Source organism: Citrobacter sp. CK189 (assembly GCF_030333505.1).
Taxonomy (GTDB): Bacteria; Pseudomonadota; Gammaproteobacteria; order Enterobacterales; family Enterobacteriaceae; genus Citrobacter_B; species Citrobacter_B koseri.
Window position 1 is genome coordinate 162040 of record NZ_JAOWFV010000038.1, and the last position, 14789, is coordinate 176828.

Below are 14789 nucleotides of genomic sequence, written 5' to 3' on the forward strand. Positions count from 1 at the left end.
TCAAACGGTATATAAAACCGTTACTCCTTTCGTACCCGTTATAAATATTATGACCATAAGAAAGTCATCAAATTTATAAGGGTGCGCAATGGCTGTTAACTTACTGAAAAAAAGATACCTGGCGCTGAGCGCGATGCTGTTGTTGGCCACGCAGGCGCAGGCAACAGAGCTGCTGAACAGCTCATACGACGTTTCTCGCGAACTGTTTGCCGCCCTTAATCCGCCGTTTGAACAGCAGTGGGCGAAAGATAACGGCGGCGATAAGCTGACCATCAAACAGTCTCACGCCGGTTCGTCAAAACAAGCGCTGGCGATCCTGCAAGGGCTGAAAGCTGACGTAGTGACCTATAACCAGGTCACGGATGTGCAGATCCTGCATGACAAAGGCAAGCTGATCCCTGCCGACTGGCAAAGCCGTTTGCCGAATAACAGTTCACCGTTCTATTCCACGATGGGATTCCTGGTGCGCAAAGGGAATCCGAAAAATATCCATGACTGGAATGACCTTGTGCGTTCCGATGTAAAACTGATTTTCCCGAACCCGAAAACCTCAGGCAACGCCCGTTACACCTATCTGGCTGCATGGGGCGCGGCGGATAAAGCTGACGGTGGCGATAAAGCCAAAACCGAGCAGTTTATGACCCAGTTCCTGAAGAACGTCGAAGTGTTTGACACCGGCGGTCGCGGCGCGACCACCACCTTTGCGGAACGCGGCCTGGGCGATGTGCTGATTAGCTTTGAATCGGAAGTGAATAACATCCGTAAACAGTATGAAGCGCAGGGATTTGAAGTCGTTATCCCGAAAACCAATATTCTGGCCGAATTCCCGGTGGCATGGGTGGATAAAAACGTACAGGCCAACGGTACTGAAAAAGCGGCGAAGGCTTACCTGAACTGGCTCTACAGCCCGCAGGCGCAGACCATCATCACCGACTTCTACTACCGCGTGAATAACCCGGAAGTGATGGACAAACTGAAAGATAAATTCCCGCAGACCGAACTGTTCCGCGTGGAAGACCAGTTTGGCTCTTGGCCGGAAGTGATGAAAACCCACTTCGGCAGCGGCGGCGAGCTGGACAAACTGTTGGCGGCGGGGCGTAAGTAATGTTCGCAGTATCGACAAGACGTGTGCTGCCCGGCTTTACCTTAAGCCTCGGAACCAGCCTGTTGTTCGTCTGCCTGATATTGCTGCTTCCGTTGAGCGCGCTGGTGATGCAGCTGGCGCAAATGAGCTGGGCGCAATACTGGGAGGTTATCACCAACCCGCAGGTGGTAGCGGCCTACAAAGTCACGCTGTTGTCGGCGTTTGTGGCATCAATCTTCAACGGCGTATTTGGCCTGCTGATGGCGTGGATCTTAACCCGCTATCGCTTTCCAGGACGTACTCTGCTGGATGCGCTGATGGATCTGCCGTTTGCCCTGCCGACGGCGGTGGCGGGTCTGACGCTGGCGTCATTATTTTCCGTGAACGGTTTTTACGGCGAATGGCTGGCGAAGTTTGATATCAAAGTGACTTACACCTGGCTTGGCATCGCGGTAGCGATGGCTTTTACCAGCATCCCGTTTGTGGTGCGCACGGTGCAGCCGGTACTGGAAGAGTTAGGCCCGGAATATGAAGAAGCGGCGGAAACGCTCGGCGCAACGCGCCTGCAAAGTTTCCGCAAAGTGGTGTTGCCGGAGCTGTCTCCTGCGCTGGTGGCGGGTATTGCGCTCTCGTTTACCCGAAGCCTCGGCGAGTTTGGCGCGGTGATTTTTATTGCCGGGAACATCGCGTGGAAAACCGAAGTGACCTCGCTGATGATTTTTGTTCGTTTGCAGGAGTTTGACTATCCGGCGGCCAGCGCGATTGCGTCGGTGATCCTCGCGGCGTCGCTGTTGCTGCTGTTCTCGATTAACACCCTGCAAAGTCGCTTTGGTCGACGTGTGGTAGGTCACTAATGGCGGAAGTTACCCAATTGAAGCGTTATGACGCTCCCCGCATTAACTGGGGAAAATGGTTTCTGATTGGCACCGGGATGCTGGTTTCGGCGTTTATTTTGCTGGTGCCGATGATTTATATCTTCGTACAGGCCTTCAGCAAAGGGCTGATGCCGGTCTTACAGAACCTGGCCGACCCGGACATGCTGCACGCGATCTGGCTGACGGTGTTGATTGCGCTGATTGCCGTACCGGTAAACCTGGTGTTTGGCGTTCTGCTGGCGTGGCTGGTGACGCGCTTTAATTTTCCCGGTCGCCAGCTGCTGCTGACGCTGCTGGATATTCCGTTTGCCGTCTCGCCGGTGGTGGCCGGTCTGGTCTACCTGCTGTTTTACGGCTCGAACGGCCCGTTGGGCGACTGGCTGGATGAGCACAACCTGCAAATTATGTTCGCCTGGCCGGGGATGGTGCTGGTCACTATTTTCGTCACCTGTCCGTTTGTGGTGCGTGAACTGGTGCCGGTTATGCTGAGCCAGGGCAGTCAGGAAGATGAAGCGGCGATTCTGCTTGGCGCTTCCGGCTGGCAAATGTTCCGTCGCGTTACGTTGCCTAATATTCGCTGGGCGCTGCTGTACGGCGTGGTGCTGACCAACGCGCGCGCCATTGGCGAGTTCGGCGCGGTGTCGGTGGTTTCCGGCTCGATTCGCGGCGAAACCCTGTCGCTGCCGTTACAGATTGAATTACTGGAGCAGGACTACAACACCGTCGGCTCCTTTACCGCCGCCGCGCTGCTGACGTTGATGGCGATTATTACCCTGTTTTTGAAGAGTATGTTGCAATGGCGCCTGGAAAATCAGGAGAAACGCGCGCAACAGGAGGAAAATCATGAGCATTGAGATTGCCAATATTAAGAAGTCTTTTGGTCGCACCCAGGTGCTGAACGATATCTCGCTGGATATTCCTTCAGGTCAGATGGTTGCCTTGCTGGGGCCGTCCGGTTCCGGTAAAACCACGCTGCTGCGTATTATTGCCGGGCTGGAGCATCAGACCAGCGGGCACATTCGTTTTCACGGTACAGACGTAAGCCGTCTGCACGCGCGCGATCGTAAAGTCGGCTTTGTTTTTCAGCACTATGCGCTGTTTCGTCATATGACGGTGTTCGACAATATCGCCTTTGGCCTGACGGTGCTGCCGCGTCGCGAACGTCCGAATGCGGCGGCCATTAAAGCGAAAGTGACGAAACTGCTGGAAATGGTGCAACTGGCCCATCTGGCGGAGCGTTTTCCGGCACAGCTTTCCGGCGGGCAGAAACAGCGCGTGGCGCTGGCGCGCGCGTTAGCGGTTGAGCCGCAGATCCTGCTGCTGGATGAACCGTTTGGCGCGCTTGATGCGCAGGTGCGTAAAGAGCTGCGCCGCTGGCTGCGTCAGCTGCATGAAGAGTTGAAATTCACCAGCGTGTTTGTCACCCACGATCAGGAAGAGGCTACGGAAGTGGCGGATCGCGTGGTGGTGATGAGCCAGGGCAACATTGAACAGGCCGATGCGCCGGATCAGGTGTGGCGTGAACCCGCCACCCGCTTTGTGCTGGAGTTTATGGGCGAAGTGAACCGTTTGCAGGGAACGATTCGCGGCGGTCAGTTCCACGTTGGCGCGCATCGCTGGCCGCTGGGGTATACGCCAGCGTACCAGGGGGCGGTCGATCTGTTCCTGCGTCCGTGGGAGGTGGATGTCAGCCGCCGCACCAGTCTGGATTCCCCGCTGCCGGTACAGGTGCTGGAGGCCAGTCCGAAAGGTCACTACACCCAATTAGTCGTGCAGCCTCTGGGGTGGTATAACGAACCGCTGACGGTGGTGATGCAGGGGGATAATCCCCCACAGCGCGGCGAGCGGCTGTTTGTCGGGCTGCAAAATGCGCGGTTGTACAACGGCAACCAGCGCATTGAGACGCGCGAAGAGGAGCTTGCTCTGGCAGAATCGGCCTGATAGGTTAATATCACGTAGTTTTGCCGGGTGGCGCTGCGCTGACCCGGCCTACAAATATGATCTGCGTAGGCCCGGTAAGCGAAGCGCCACCGGGCTTTTTACTGGACAGAGAAGTGAACACATTAGAACAAACAATTGGCAATACGCCTCTGGTGAAATTGCAGCGGATGGCGCCGGATAACGGCAGTGAAATTTGGGTCAAGCTGGAAGGCAATAACCCTGCCGGGTCAGTGAAAGACCGGGCGGCGCTATCGATGATCGTCCAGGCGGAAAAGCGCGGGGAAATTAAGCCCGGCGATGTGCTGATTGAAGCGACCAGCGGCAATACCGGTATTGCGCTGGCGATGATTGCCGCACTGAAAGGCTATCGCATGAAACTGCTGATGCCGGACAACATGAGCCAGGAGCGCCGCGCGGCGATGCGCGCCTATGGCGCGGATCTGATTCTGGTGTCTAAAGAGCAAGGGATGGAAGGCGCGCGCGATTTGGCGCTGGAAATGGCCGAACGCGGCGAAGGTAAGCTGCTCGATCAGTTTAACAATCCCGACAACCCTTACGCGCACTACACCACGACCGGGCCGGAAATCTGGCAGCAAACCTCAGGTCGCATCACCCACTTTGTCTCTAGTATGGGAACAACCGGTACGATTACCGGTGTGTCGCGCTTCCTGCGCGAACAGGAAAAACCGGTAACGATTGTTGGCCTGCAACCGGAAGAGGGCAGCAGCATTCCGGGGATTCGTCGCTGGCCCGCAGAATATATGCCGGGTATTTTTAATGCTCAGCTTGTGGATCAGGTGCTGGATATTCACCAGAGCGAGGCGGAAAACACCATGCGCGAACTGGCGGTACGCGAAGGTATTTTCTGCGGCGTGAGTTCCGGCGGCGCGGTTGCCGGTGCGTTACGCGTTGCCCACGCGACGCCGGGGGCCGTGGTGGTGGCGATCATCTGCGATCGCGGCGATCGTTATCTTTCTACCGGCGTCTTTGGCGAAGAACACTTCAGCCAGGGGGCAGGGATTTAGCCTGTAGGCCTGATAAGCGTAGCGCCATCCGGCAACCGTAAAGTACGATCGCCGGATGACGACGCAAAGCGTCTTATCCGGCCTGCAACGTCAAGCGTTACGTTTCTCAACCAGCAGGTCGAGGAAGCGCCACAGTTTCTCGTTCATCTCCTGATAATTCCACTCGCGCATTTCGGCGTTCGAGCGAATAAAGCGCTTCCCTTTTGCCGCAGCCAGTTCCTGTTCTGAATGCTGGATCAGCCCTTCTACCGCCTCGGCGGTAAACTCCATATGGCACTGAAAACCGTAAACGGCGTTACCGTATTGCACGATCTGGCGCGGACATCCTTCGCTTGTCGCGAGAACGACCGACTGATCGGTTAACCCTGGCATATCGTTGTGCCAGTGCCCGACCACAAGCGGAGAGCCGAAATGAGCGAGCAGCGGATTCTGTTTCCCGGCTTCCGTTAGCGTAATCGGGTAGTGGCCGATCTCCTTTTCCGGGCTCTGGCGTACTTTTGCGCCCAGCGCCTCACCAATCAACTGGGAACCAAGACAGATGCCGATCACAATACGACGCGCAGAGATCGCCTGATTAATAAGCCGCTGCTCCGCTAAAGAGTCAAAATATGGGCACTCTTCGAGCGTAGTACGCGGTGACTGCGGGCCGCCAAACACCACCAGCATATCGAAACCATCCGCATTGGCGGGGACAGGTTCACCGGCATACACGCGGGACCAGGAGAGGGGATAACCGCGATCCTCAGCCCATTGCAGATAGGCTCCGGCAGATTCGAAAGACTCATGAACGACAAAATGAACTCGCACTTTTTCTCTCCTGTTAACGTTTTAACGCCTGATGGATATCAGCCGCCAGTTTGTTGATATCGCCGTCGCCCAGCGTCGACAGCGTAATGCGCAGGCCGTGGGCGGGCGCGTTGACGCCAAATGCTTCGCCTTCCCGTACCAGCCAGCCCGCTTTCGCCAGCATAAACGCGATGCCCTGGCTGTGGCTTTTCAACGGCAACCACGCATTCAGCCCATCGCCGGGGGCGTGTGTAAGCCCGGTTCGCTGGAGCGCGCAGGCCAGCTTCTGCTGCTGCGAAGCATAAAATTGCCGGGTCTGCGCCAGCGTTCGCTGATAGTTTTTGTCACTCAGACAGGCATGCACTAAATCTTGCAACAGATGGCTGACCCACTGACTGCCGGAATTAAGGCGCAGGCGCAGTCTGGCTGAGGTGGCGGGATCGCTGGCGACAATGGCGAGGCGCAGATCCGGCCCCAGCGTCTTTGACATCGAGCGAACCACTGACCAGTGTAGCGTCTCCGGGGCGATCACCGGGTGCCAGGGAGATGAAGAGAGCAGGGCAAAGTGGTCGTCGATAATAACCAGCGCTTGCGGGTATTTCGCCACAATGTTCTGTAGCGCGGCGGCGCGGGAGGCGCTCAAACTGCACCCCGTAGGATTGTGGGCGCGCGGGGTTAAAATGACGGCGCGGGCGCCATTTTTCAGCGCCTGTTCCAGCATCTCAGGCTGCATACCTTCGCTATCGACGCCGACGGGGATGGCGGAAAAACCGGCGTAGCGCAGCATACTGATGCTGCTTAAAAAGCAGGGATCTTCCACCGCCACGCTGTCACCCGGCAGTAAATGGGCGCACAGCAGACGCTCGATGGCGTCAATCGCCCCACTGGTGATATCAATCTCGCCTTCGTCAGGTACGGCATCCTGCATCCACTGCTTCGCCCACGCGTGAAGGGCGGGAGAAACGGCCGCATCGCCGTAAAGACGCGGTAACTTATTTATTGTCGAAAAATAACTGCTGAGATCGGGCAGCCGTTGGGGATCGGGATTGCCGCCGGAAAGATCGGTCAGCGGCGTATTGGGGCTGCTTCCTTCCAGCGCGAGCGGAGAAGGCGCACCTTTAATGACCGTACCGTTACGTCCCTGGCTCAGGGCCAGGCCGGATGTCACCAGCCGTTTGTAAGCCGCCGCGACAGTATTGCGGTTCACGTTTAATTCCGATGCCAGTTCCCGCACTGGCGGCAGCGTTTCCCCTGGCGCCAGTGCGCCGGTGGTGACATGCTGACGAATACTGTCAAAGATTTCGCTGGCGGTTTTTCCGTCGATCATTATTGACCTATGACAAAATGAATTTTAGCATATGACGATAATAGTGAGGCGTTAGCCCGCTGTCCAGTGAGAGGAGAGGTAAATGGGGCAGGATAGTGAAATACAGTCAGTGCTCTTCGACGATAAGCATCGGGCTTTACAGACCGACATTGTCGCCGTTCAGTCACAGGTGGTGTACGGCAGCGTAGGCAACAGTATTGCCGTACCGGCGATTAAAGCGCAGGGCTTGCGGGTGACGGCGGTGCCCACGGTGCTGTTCAGCAATACGCCGCATTATGAAACGTTTTACGGTGGCATTATTCCTGCCGACTGGTTCAGCGGTTATCTTCAGGCCTTAAATGAGCGGGATGCGCTGCGTGAGCTTAAAGCGGTCACGACAGGCTATATGGGCAGTGCGGAACAAATCGTTCTGCTGGCGAAATGGCTGGAAACGGTGCGGATCGCGCATCCTGAGGTGTGTATTCTGGTTGATCCGGTGATTGGCGATACGGACAGCGGAATGTATGTGAAAGCGGAAATCCCGCAGGCGTATCGTCATTATCTGCTGCCGCTGGCGCAGGGGCTGACGCCGAATGTGTTCGAGCTGGAGATGCTCAGCGGCAAACCGTGCGGCACGCTGGATGAAGCGGTTGCAGCGGCGAAATCGCTGCTCTCCGACACGCTGAAGTGGATTGTGATCACCAGTGCGCCAGGCCAGACGGCGGATACCATCAATGTGGCGGTGGTGACGAGCGGCGGCGTGGATGTGATTGAACACCCGCGTGTGGAAACCGATTTAAAAGGGACGGGCGATCTGTTCTGCGCCGAACTGGTGAGCGGTATTGTGCAGGGGAAAGCGCTGACGGCGGCGACGCGACATGCCGCAGAGCGTGTGCTGGAGGTGATGACCTGGACGCAGCGCTGCGGGTGTGATGAGTTGATTCTGCCACCGGCAGGGGAGGCGCGATGAAGAGCTATCGGCTGGTGGTTCGCCAGCAGGGGCGTGTGGTTGGTCACTTTGAAACGAGCGGGCTTGATGCGCTGGAGGATATCTGCGTGGCGCGCGCGATGTTCGGCATTGCGGGCGGCTATCAGTGTGAATTGCTGGTGTCGGACTCGGAGAAGCGGATGCTGGAAAGCGGGCCGGAAGGGATGAAGATCCTGATGCGCGAGAAGTGCTATCGTCCGGTCACCTCGCTGTTGTGAGTGCGTAACTATGCCGGATGGCGGCGAAAAACGCCTTATCCGGCCTACGATCTTTTATTGTAGGCCTGATAAGCGCAGCGCCATCAGGCAAACATCGCCTTATTCGGCATACGACATTTTATTGTAGGCCTGATAAGCGAAGCGCCATCAGGCAATCATCGCCTTATCCGGCCTACGATATTTTGTTGTAGGCCTGATAAGCGCAGCGCCATCAGGCAATCATCGCCTTATCCGGCCTACGATCTTTTATTGTAGGCCTGATAAGCGCAGCGCCATCAAACAAACATCGCCTTATCCGGCCTACGATATTTTGTTGTAGGCCTGATAAGCGAAGCGCCATCAGGCGCGGTTTTACCGTAACCAGGATAAAAAAATGGCGCCAGTCGGCGCCATTTTTCCCTGCGGCAAGAATTACTTCTTGATGCGGATAACCGGGGTTTCACCCACAGTCACGCTACCGGACAGTTTGATCAGTTCTTTGATTTCGTCCATGTTGGAGATAACAACCGGAGTCAGGGTAGACTTGGCTTTTTCTTCCAGCAGCGGCAGATCGAACTCAATTACCGGATCGCCAACTTTAACGCGTTGACCTTCTTCAGCAATACGCTTGAAGCCTTCGCCTTTCAGTTCAACGGTGTCGATACCGAAGTGAACGAACAGCTCAATGCCGCTATCCGATTCGATAGAGAACGCATGGTTGGTTTCAAAGATTTTGCCGATGGTGCCGTCTACTGGCGCGACCATTTTGTTACCGGTTGGTTTGATAGCAATGCCATCGCCAACGATTTTCTCGGCAAAAACTACATCCGGCACGTCTTCGATGTTGACGATCTCGCCAGAGAGCGGAGCAACAATCTCAATAGTTCCGGTGTCTTTCTTATCATCAGAAACCAGAGATTTTAGTTTATCGAACAAACCCATGATCTTCTCCTAAGCAGTAAATTGGGCCGCATCTCGTGGATTAGCAGATTGTTTTTTCTTCAATGAACTTGTTAACCAGCGTCATTAACTCGTCCGTTGTCGGTTGAGCAAGAGCCTGCTCTGCTAACACCTTCGCATCTTCGAAGTTCGTGTTACGGATAATCTTCTTAATGCGCGGGATAGAAATGGCGCTCATAGAGAATTCGTCCAGACCCATCCCCAGCAACAGAAGTGTAGCACGTTCGTCGCCTGCAAGCTCACCACACATGCCAGTCCATTTACCTTCAGCATGAGAAGCATCAATAACTTGCTTGATCAAGTTCAGCACGGACGGTGACATTGGCTGGTAAAGATGTGAAATCATATCATTACCACGGTCAACTGCCAGGGTGTACTGCGTTAAATCATTGGTGCCGATACTAAAGAAATCAACTTCTTTGGCTAAATGACGAGCAATGGTTGCCGCAGCCGGTGTTTCCACCATCACGCCAATCTCAATGCTTTCATCAAATGCTTTACCTTCGTCGCGCAGTTCCTGTTTGTAGATTTCAATCTCTTTGCGCAGCGCGCGAACTTCTTCAACAGAGATGATCATCGGGAACATGATGCGCAGTTTACCGAACGCAGAGGCGCGCAGAATGGCACGAACCTGATCACGCAGGATCTCTTTGCGATCCATAGCGATACGTACCGCACGCCAGCCCAGGAACGGGTTCTCTTCTTTCGGGAAGTTCATGTACGGCAGTTCTTTGTCGCCGCCGATATCCATAGTACGGACGATAACCGCCTGAGAGCCGCAGGCTTCAGCGACGGCTTTGTACGCCGCAAACTGTTCTTCTTCAGTCGGCAGCGCGTCACGGTCCATGAACAGGAATTCAGTACGATACAGACCAACGCCTTCCGCGCCATTGCGCTCTGCGCCTTCAACGTCACGAACGGTACCGATGTTGGCGCAAACTTCTACCTGATGACCGTCCAGCGTGATAGCCGGCAGATCTTTCAGTTTAGCGAGTTCCGCTTTCTCGGTTGCAACCTGCTCCTGAACGGCGCGCAGTTTTTCAATTTCTTCGTTGGTTGGGTTGACGTAAACCTGATTGTTTACGGCATCCAGAATCAGATAGTCGTCGTTTTTCACCTGAGAGGTGACGTTACCGGTGCCCACGATGGCCGGCAGTTCCAGAGAACGCGCCATGATAGAGGTGTGGGAGGTACGGCCGCCTGCGTCAGTGATGAAACCCAGCACCTTTTGCAGGTTCAGCTGTGCGGTTTCTGACGGGGTCAGGTCAGCGGCAACCAGGATGACTTCGTCCTTGATTGCGCTCAGGTCGATGATTGCCAGACCCAGGATGTTGCGCAGCAGGCGCTTACCAATGTCACGCACGTCAGCCGCACGTTCTTTCAGGTATTCATCATCCAGTTCTTCCAGGGCAGTGGCCTGACCTTCGATAACTTCATGCGCAGCTGCGTCAGCTGTCATGTTCTTATCTTTAATCAGGGCTATGATTTCCTGCTCCAGCTCCTCATCTTCGAGCAGCATGATATGCCCTTCAAAGATGGCTTCTTTTTCTTCACCGAACGTTTCACCAGCTTTCGTTTTGATCGCTTCCAGTTGCGCAGATGCCTTGGCACGACCGCTCAGAAAACGTTCAACTTCCTGATCAACCTTGTCGGCAGAAATTTTTTTCCGGTCAATGACGATTTCGTCTTCTTTCAGCAGCAGTGCTTTGCCGAAAGCGATACCCGGGGATGCTAAAATGCCTGAAATCATAACCCTACCTTACTTGTGACTGATTTTTAAAAGAACCCGGGAACTTACTCGAGTTCCGCCATCAGTTTGACCAGATGCTCTACCGCTTTTTGTTCGTCTTCGCCTTCAGCAGCGATGGTGACAACGGTGCCCTGAGTCAGGCCCAGAGTCTGTAGTTTGAACAGGCTTTTTGCGCTGGCGCTTTTGCCGTTGGAAGTCACAGTAATCTCAGAAGTGAAGCCTTTCGCTTCTTTAACAAACTGAGCAGCAGGGCGGGTGTGCAGACCGTTCGGAGCGGTAATGGTAACTTCTTGCTGGAACATTGTATTTCCCCAACTTATAGGTTTAGTGTTGTGGAACTAAAGTCTAGCCTGGCGGTTTGACTTTAGCCTGTATTGTTAGCGTCGGCGTAAACGGGACGCGACACACCAGGTGTTATGCGCAATCCGTTGCTGGCAACTGCTGGCCGCTGACGTTTCGCTCGTCATTAAACATTATGCCGTGAAAGGAAGACTTGAACCAAATCATTAAATCGATTCAGCTAGCGCTTTTCCTGTAACGATTAATTTCGGGCATCAAAATAATTAGTCTGGTTAAATACCAGACCCGGCAGGGTGAATCAATGCCAGGAGGGTTGAAAATTTGAAGCAGGCCACAAAAAAGCACCCAAAAGGGTGCTTTTTTACGCGTTTTTAACATGCTGGCATTACTGTTGCAGTTCTTTTTCAGTAAAGAGATCGGCAAACAAAGCAGTGCTCAGATAACGCTCACCCGATGACGGTAGGATAACCACAATATTCTTATTGGTAAAGGTTTCATCTTCCTGGAGCTTAAGCGCTGCCGCAACGGCCGCGCCGGAAGAGATCCCCGCCAGTATACCTTCTTCTTCCATCAGGCGACGAGCGGTGGAAATGGCTTCTTCATTTGTGATACCGACAACTTTATCAATCAGTTTCAGATCGAGGTTGCCCGGAATGAAGCCTGCGCCAATGCCCTGAATTTTGTGCGGGCCGGGCTTCAGTTCTTCACCAGCCAGCGCCTGCGCGATAACCGGAGAGTCGGTCGGTTCTACTGCTACGGTAATGAGGTCCGTTTTGCCTTTGGTGCCTTTGATGTAGCGGGTGACGCCTGTCAGCGTACCGCCGGTGCCGACGCCGGAGATAAAGACATCGACCTGACCATCGGTATCTTCCCAGATTTCCGGGCCGGTGGTTTTTTCGTGAATTTCCGGGTTAGCCGGGTTGCTGAACTGCTGAAGCAGCAGGTATTTTTCTGGATCGCTGGCGACAATCTCTTCCGCTTTCTGGATAGCGCCTTTCATGCCTTTCGCGCCTTCGGTCAGTACGAGGTTCGCCCCCAGCGCTTTGAGCAGTTTGCGACGCTCAACGCTCATGGTGTCCGGCATGGTCAGCGTCAGCTTGTAGCCACGCGCGGCAGCAACATAAGCCAGCGCGATACCGGTGTTGCCGCTGGTCGGTTCCACCAGTTCGACGCCCGGTTTCAGCACGCCGCGTTTTTCGGCATCCCAAATCATATTGGCACCGATACGGCATTTAACGCTGAAGCTCGGGTTACGTGATTCCACCTTCGCCAGAATGCGTCCGTTACCGATACGGTTCAGTCGAACCAGCGGCGTATGACCGATAGTCAGCGAGTTATCTTCAAAAATCTTACTCATGGCCTGTCCTTAACTGTATGAAATTGGGATACATGGGCTAGCATACCTGCTCAGAGAATATGCGGAAGTAAGGATTTAGCATATCTATATTCGGAAGGGAAATAATGGTTACCTGGATGGAATAAGGAGCGGCATAAGCCCCTCCTTTTTTATACAACTATTTTACAGGTTTATGGGGGTGCTGTGATTCATTTCCATGACCCATGTCTGGAACGGTAGCAATCAACCCACATCGCCGTTGCGCCACACACGGCGACGGGCATGATCACCAGGTTAAGCACCGGGATCATGGTGAACAAACTGGTTAACGCGCCGAACTGCATATTGGCGACTTTCTGCGTGCGCAGGGCGGTGCGCATCTCTTTGAACGGGACTTTGTGGTTGTCGAAGGGATAGTCGCAATACTGAATCGCCAGCATCCACGCGCTGAACAGGAACCACAGCACCGGGGCGACGGTTTGCCCGACTCCTGGAATAAAATAGAGAATTAACAGCACAATGGCGCGCGGCAGATACCAGATGAACTTTTGCCATTCGCGTTTCATAATGCGCGGCACATCTTTCATAATACCCAGTACGCCGGTATCTGGCGGCGTTGCGCCGGTCAGGCGCGCCTCAAGCTGTTCCGCTAGCAGCCCATTGAAAGGGGCGGCGATCCAGTTGGCAATGGTTGAAAAGAAATAGCCGAAGACCAGTAAAACCGAGATGACCGCAATGGGCCACAGCAGATAGCTTAACCACTGCAACCAGTCGGGAACGTGGCTCATCAGCGAAGGGATCCAGACGTCCAGTTGCGTAAACAGCCACCAGAATGCGCCGCCCATCAGCAAAATGTTTACCAGTAACGGCAAAATAACAAAGCGACGGATCCCCGGTTGCGTGACCAGTTTCCACCCCTGTGAGAAATAGTAAAAGCCGCTGCGAGGTGCAGTTGCGGATGATGACACCATAATCAGGACATGCTCCTTTAATAAAGCCCCGGGTAAACTTTGCGTATCTTACCGGGTTGTGACGCGTTCGCCAGTTAAGAAATGTTCGAAAAAACAGCAAAAAGCACGATTTCGTTCATCTTTATGCTGTGAAAGCCAAGAGCGCACTTGCACTTGACGTAATCGGCAAATACTCTTAGTGAGTAAATGTTTGCCGTGGTGGCAAGGTGTTAGAACAACAGAGAATATAATGATGCAGGATTTGCGTCTGATATTAATCATTGTTGGCGCGATCGCCATAATCGCTTTACTGGTACATGGTTTCTGGACCAGCCGTAAAGAACGATCTTCTATGTTCCGCGATCGTCCACTGAAACGCATGAAGTCAAAACGTGACGACGATTCTTACGACGATGACGTCGAAGAAGAGGAAGGCGTGGGTGAAGTTCGTGTTCACCGCGTGAATCATGCCCCCGGCAACGCTCAGGAGCATGATGCGCCTCGTCAGTCGCCGCAACACCAATACCAGCCGCCTTATGCGTCTGCGCAGCCTCGTCAACCGGCTCAGCAGCCGCCTGAAGCGCCAGCGCAGCCGCAGCAACGGCCGCAGTATGGGCAGCCGTCGCAACCGCAACCGGCACAACAACCGGCACAGCCTGTGCAGCAGCCAGTACAGCAACAGCCGGTAGCGCCGCAGGTTCAGTCTGCGCCGCTACAGCCTGTCCAGCCAGCGCCACAGCAAACTGCGCCTCAGCCTGCTCCGCAGACTTTCCAGCCAGCGGAACCTGTCGCAGAGCCTGCGCCAGCGCCTGAACCGGCAGTGGAAGAAGCGCCCGTCGCGGAAAAACCGCAGCGTAAAGAAGCGGTCATTATTATGAACGTCGCCGCTCATCATGGCAGCGAGCTTAGCGGCGAAGTGCTGCTGAACAGCATCCAGCAAGCGGGTTTCAAATTTGGCGATATGAATATTTTCCATCGCCACCTGAGCCCGGATGGCAGCGGCCCTGCGTTGTTTAGCCTGGCCAACATGGTGAACCCGGGAACGTTTGATCCTGAAATGACCGGTGATTTCTCCACGCCGGGGGTCACTATCTTTATGCAGGTGCCTTCTTACGGCGATGAACTGCAAAACTTTAAGCTGATGCTCCAGTCTGCGCAGCATATCGCTGATGAAGTCGGCGGCGTGGTGCTTGATGACCAGCGCCGGATGATGACGCCGCAGAAACTGCGTGAATATCAGGATCGCATTCGCGAAGTGAAAGAATCCAACGCCTGAGAAACCCAGGCGTGA

The 14789-nt window shown here is 54.6% G+C and carries 15 protein-coding genes; 8 read left to right on the plus strand and 7 right to left on the minus strand.

Annotated features, from left to right (window positions below; all coding sequences use genetic code 11):
• The first annotated feature begins 88 nt into the window (after nucleotides 1-88).
• The 5 genes from cysP to cysM all read left to right on the plus strand — a co-directional run bounded on the left by cysP (nucleotide 89) and on the right by cysM (nucleotide 4925).
• The gene (gene cysP / locus OGV83_RS10735; protein WP_049009733.1) at nucleotides 89-1105 is read left to right on the plus strand and encodes a thiosulfate/sulfate ABC transporter substrate-binding protein CysP; all 1017 of its coding nucleotides are present in this window, start codon (nucleotides 89-91) and stop codon (nucleotides 1103-1105) included.
• On the plus strand, nucleotides 1105-1938 hold the full coding sequence (cysT, locus tag OGV83_RS10740) for a sulfate/thiosulfate ABC transporter permease CysT (RefSeq protein WP_012131358.1): 834 nt from the start codon (nucleotides 1105-1107) through the stop codon (nucleotides 1936-1938). The genes cysP and cysT overlap by 1 nt, the downstream gene beginning before the upstream one ends.
• Nucleotides 1938-2813: a sulfate/thiosulfate ABC transporter permease CysW gene (gene cysW, locus OGV83_RS10745; protein WP_012131359.1), complete on the plus strand. Its 876-nt coding sequence runs from the start codon at nucleotides 1938-1940 to the stop codon at nucleotides 2811-2813. The genes cysT and cysW overlap by 1 nt, the downstream gene beginning before the upstream one ends.
• Complete coding sequence (gene cysA / locus OGV83_RS10750; protein ID WP_012131360.1) at nucleotides 2803-3900, plus strand: sulfate/thiosulfate ABC transporter ATP-binding protein CysA; 1098 nt, start codon at nucleotides 2803-2805, stop codon at nucleotides 3898-3900. The genes cysW and cysA overlap by 11 nt, the downstream gene beginning before the upstream one ends.
• 113 nt (nucleotides 3901-4013) lie before the next feature.
• The gene (gene cysM / locus OGV83_RS10755) at nucleotides 4014-4925 is read left to right on the plus strand and encodes a cysteine synthase CysM (protein WP_110494894.1); all 912 of its coding nucleotides are present in this window, start codon (nucleotides 4014-4016) and stop codon (nucleotides 4923-4925) included.
• A gap of 90 nt (nucleotides 4926-5015) precedes the next feature.
• On the opposite strand, the gene OGV83_RS10760 is transcribed toward cysM, so the two are convergent.
• Together OGV83_RS10760 and ptsJ are read right to left on the minus strand one after the other, a co-directional pair.
• On the minus strand, nucleotides 5016-5732 hold the full coding sequence (locus OGV83_RS10760) for a type 1 glutamine amidotransferase (protein ID WP_012131362.1): 717 nt from the start codon (nucleotides 5730-5732) through the stop codon (nucleotides 5016-5018).
• Between the two features lie 13 nt (nucleotides 5733-5745).
• Complete coding sequence (gene ptsJ, locus OGV83_RS10765; RefSeq protein WP_286463565.1) at nucleotides 5746-7038, minus strand: MocR-like B6 salvage transcription factor PtsJ; 1293 nt, start codon at nucleotides 7036-7038, stop codon at nucleotides 5746-5748.
• A gap of 82 nt (nucleotides 7039-7120) precedes the next feature.
• Here ptsJ and pdxK point away from each other — a divergent pair, with 82 nt between their 5' ends.
• Entirely contained in the window at nucleotides 7121-7987 is an 867-nt protein-coding gene (gene pdxK / locus OGV83_RS10770) for a pyridoxine/pyridoxal/pyridoxamine kinase (RefSeq protein WP_047462159.1), read from the plus strand.
• The gene (locus OGV83_RS10775; protein WP_012131365.1) at nucleotides 7984-8223 is read left to right on the plus strand and encodes a hypothetical protein; all 240 of its coding nucleotides are present in this window, start codon (nucleotides 7984-7986) and stop codon (nucleotides 8221-8223) included. The genes pdxK and OGV83_RS10775 overlap by 4 nt, the downstream gene beginning before the upstream one ends.
• A 411-nt stretch (nucleotides 8224-8634) precedes the next feature.
• Here OGV83_RS10775 and crr read toward each other — a convergent pair whose 3' ends face one another.
• From crr to cysZ, 5 genes are all read right to left on the minus strand, one after another.
• Nucleotides 8635-9144: a PTS glucose transporter subunit IIA gene (crr, locus tag OGV83_RS10780; RefSeq protein WP_000522253.1), complete on the minus strand. Its 510-nt coding sequence runs from the start codon at nucleotides 9142-9144 to the stop codon at nucleotides 8635-8637.
• 40 nt (nucleotides 9145-9184) lie between these two features.
• Nucleotides 9185-10912, minus strand: a complete 1728-nt coding sequence (ptsI, locus tag OGV83_RS10785) for a phosphoenolpyruvate-protein phosphotransferase PtsI (RefSeq protein ID WP_047462162.1) — start codon at nucleotides 10910-10912, stop codon at nucleotides 9185-9187.
• 44 nt (nucleotides 10913-10956) lie between these two features.
• A complete protein-coding gene (gene ptsH / locus OGV83_RS10790) occupies nucleotides 10957-11214 on the minus strand; it encodes a phosphocarrier protein Hpr (protein WP_005971891.1) in 258 nt (85 codons plus the stop codon).
• A 383-nt stretch (nucleotides 11215-11597) separates the two neighbouring features.
• Nucleotides 11598-12569, minus strand: coding sequence for a cysteine synthase A (cysK, locus tag OGV83_RS10795; RefSeq protein WP_047462171.1), 972 nt, complete (start codon nucleotides 12567-12569; stop codon nucleotides 11598-11600).
• 188 nt (nucleotides 12570-12757) lie between these two features.
• The gene (cysZ, locus tag OGV83_RS10800) at nucleotides 12758-13519 is read right to left on the minus strand and encodes a sulfate transporter CysZ (protein ID WP_112001786.1); all 762 of its coding nucleotides are present in this window, start codon (nucleotides 13517-13519) and stop codon (nucleotides 12758-12760) included.
• Between the two features lie 229 nt (nucleotides 13520-13748).
• On the opposite strand from cysZ, the gene zipA reads away from it, so the two are divergent.
• Nucleotides 13749-14774, plus strand: coding sequence for a cell division protein ZipA (gene zipA / locus OGV83_RS10805; protein ID WP_286463567.1), 1026 nt, complete (start codon nucleotides 13749-13751; stop codon nucleotides 14772-14774).
• Nucleotides 14775-14789: the final 15 nt, after the last annotated feature.

Excerpts from the sequence above, each read along its gene's own strand:
- cysA (WP_012131360.1), top strand. The coding sequence starts at position 2,803 with ATGAGCATTGAGATTGCCAATATTAAGAAGTCTTTTGGTCGCACCCAG.
- ptsH (WP_005971891.1), bottom strand. The coding sequence starts at position 11,214 with ATGTTCCAGCAAGAAGTTACCATTACCGCTCCGAACGGTCTGCACACC.
- cysW (WP_012131359.1), top strand. The coding sequence starts at position 1,938 with ATGGCGGAAGTTACCCAATTGAAGCGTTATGACGCTCCCCGCATTAAC.
- pdxK (WP_047462159.1), top strand. The coding sequence starts at position 7,121 with ATGGGGCAGGATAGTGAAATACAGTCAGTGCTCTTCGACGATAAGCAT.
- cysT (WP_012131358.1), top strand. The coding sequence starts at position 1,105 with ATGTTCGCAGTATCGACAAGACGTGTGCTGCCCGGCTTTACCTTAAGC.
- crr (WP_000522253.1), bottom strand. The coding sequence starts at position 9,144 with ATGGGTTTGTTCGATAAACTAAAATCTCTGGTTTCTGATGATAAGAAA.
- ptsI (WP_047462162.1), bottom strand. The coding sequence starts at position 10,912 with ATGATTTCAGGCATTTTAGCATCCCCGGGTATCGCTTTCGGCAAAGCA.
- cysK (WP_047462171.1), bottom strand. The coding sequence starts at position 12,569 with ATGAGTAAGATTTTTGAAGATAACTCGCTGACTATCGGTCATACGCCG.
- ptsJ (WP_286463565.1), bottom strand. The coding sequence starts at position 7,038 with ATGATCGACGGAAAAACCGCCAGCGAAATCTTTGACAGTATTCGTCAG.
- cysZ (WP_112001786.1), bottom strand. The coding sequence starts at position 13,519 with ATGGTGTCATCATCCGCAACTGCACCTCGCAGCGGCTTTTACTATTTC.
- OGV83_RS10775 (WP_012131365.1), top strand. The coding sequence starts at position 7,984 with ATGAAGAGCTATCGGCTGGTGGTTCGCCAGCAGGGGCGTGTGGTTGGT.
- cysP (WP_049009733.1), top strand. The coding sequence starts at position 89 with ATGGCTGTTAACTTACTGAAAAAAAGATACCTGGCGCTGAGCGCGATG.
- zipA (WP_286463567.1), top strand. The coding sequence starts at position 13,749 with ATGATGCAGGATTTGCGTCTGATATTAATCATTGTTGGCGCGATCGCC.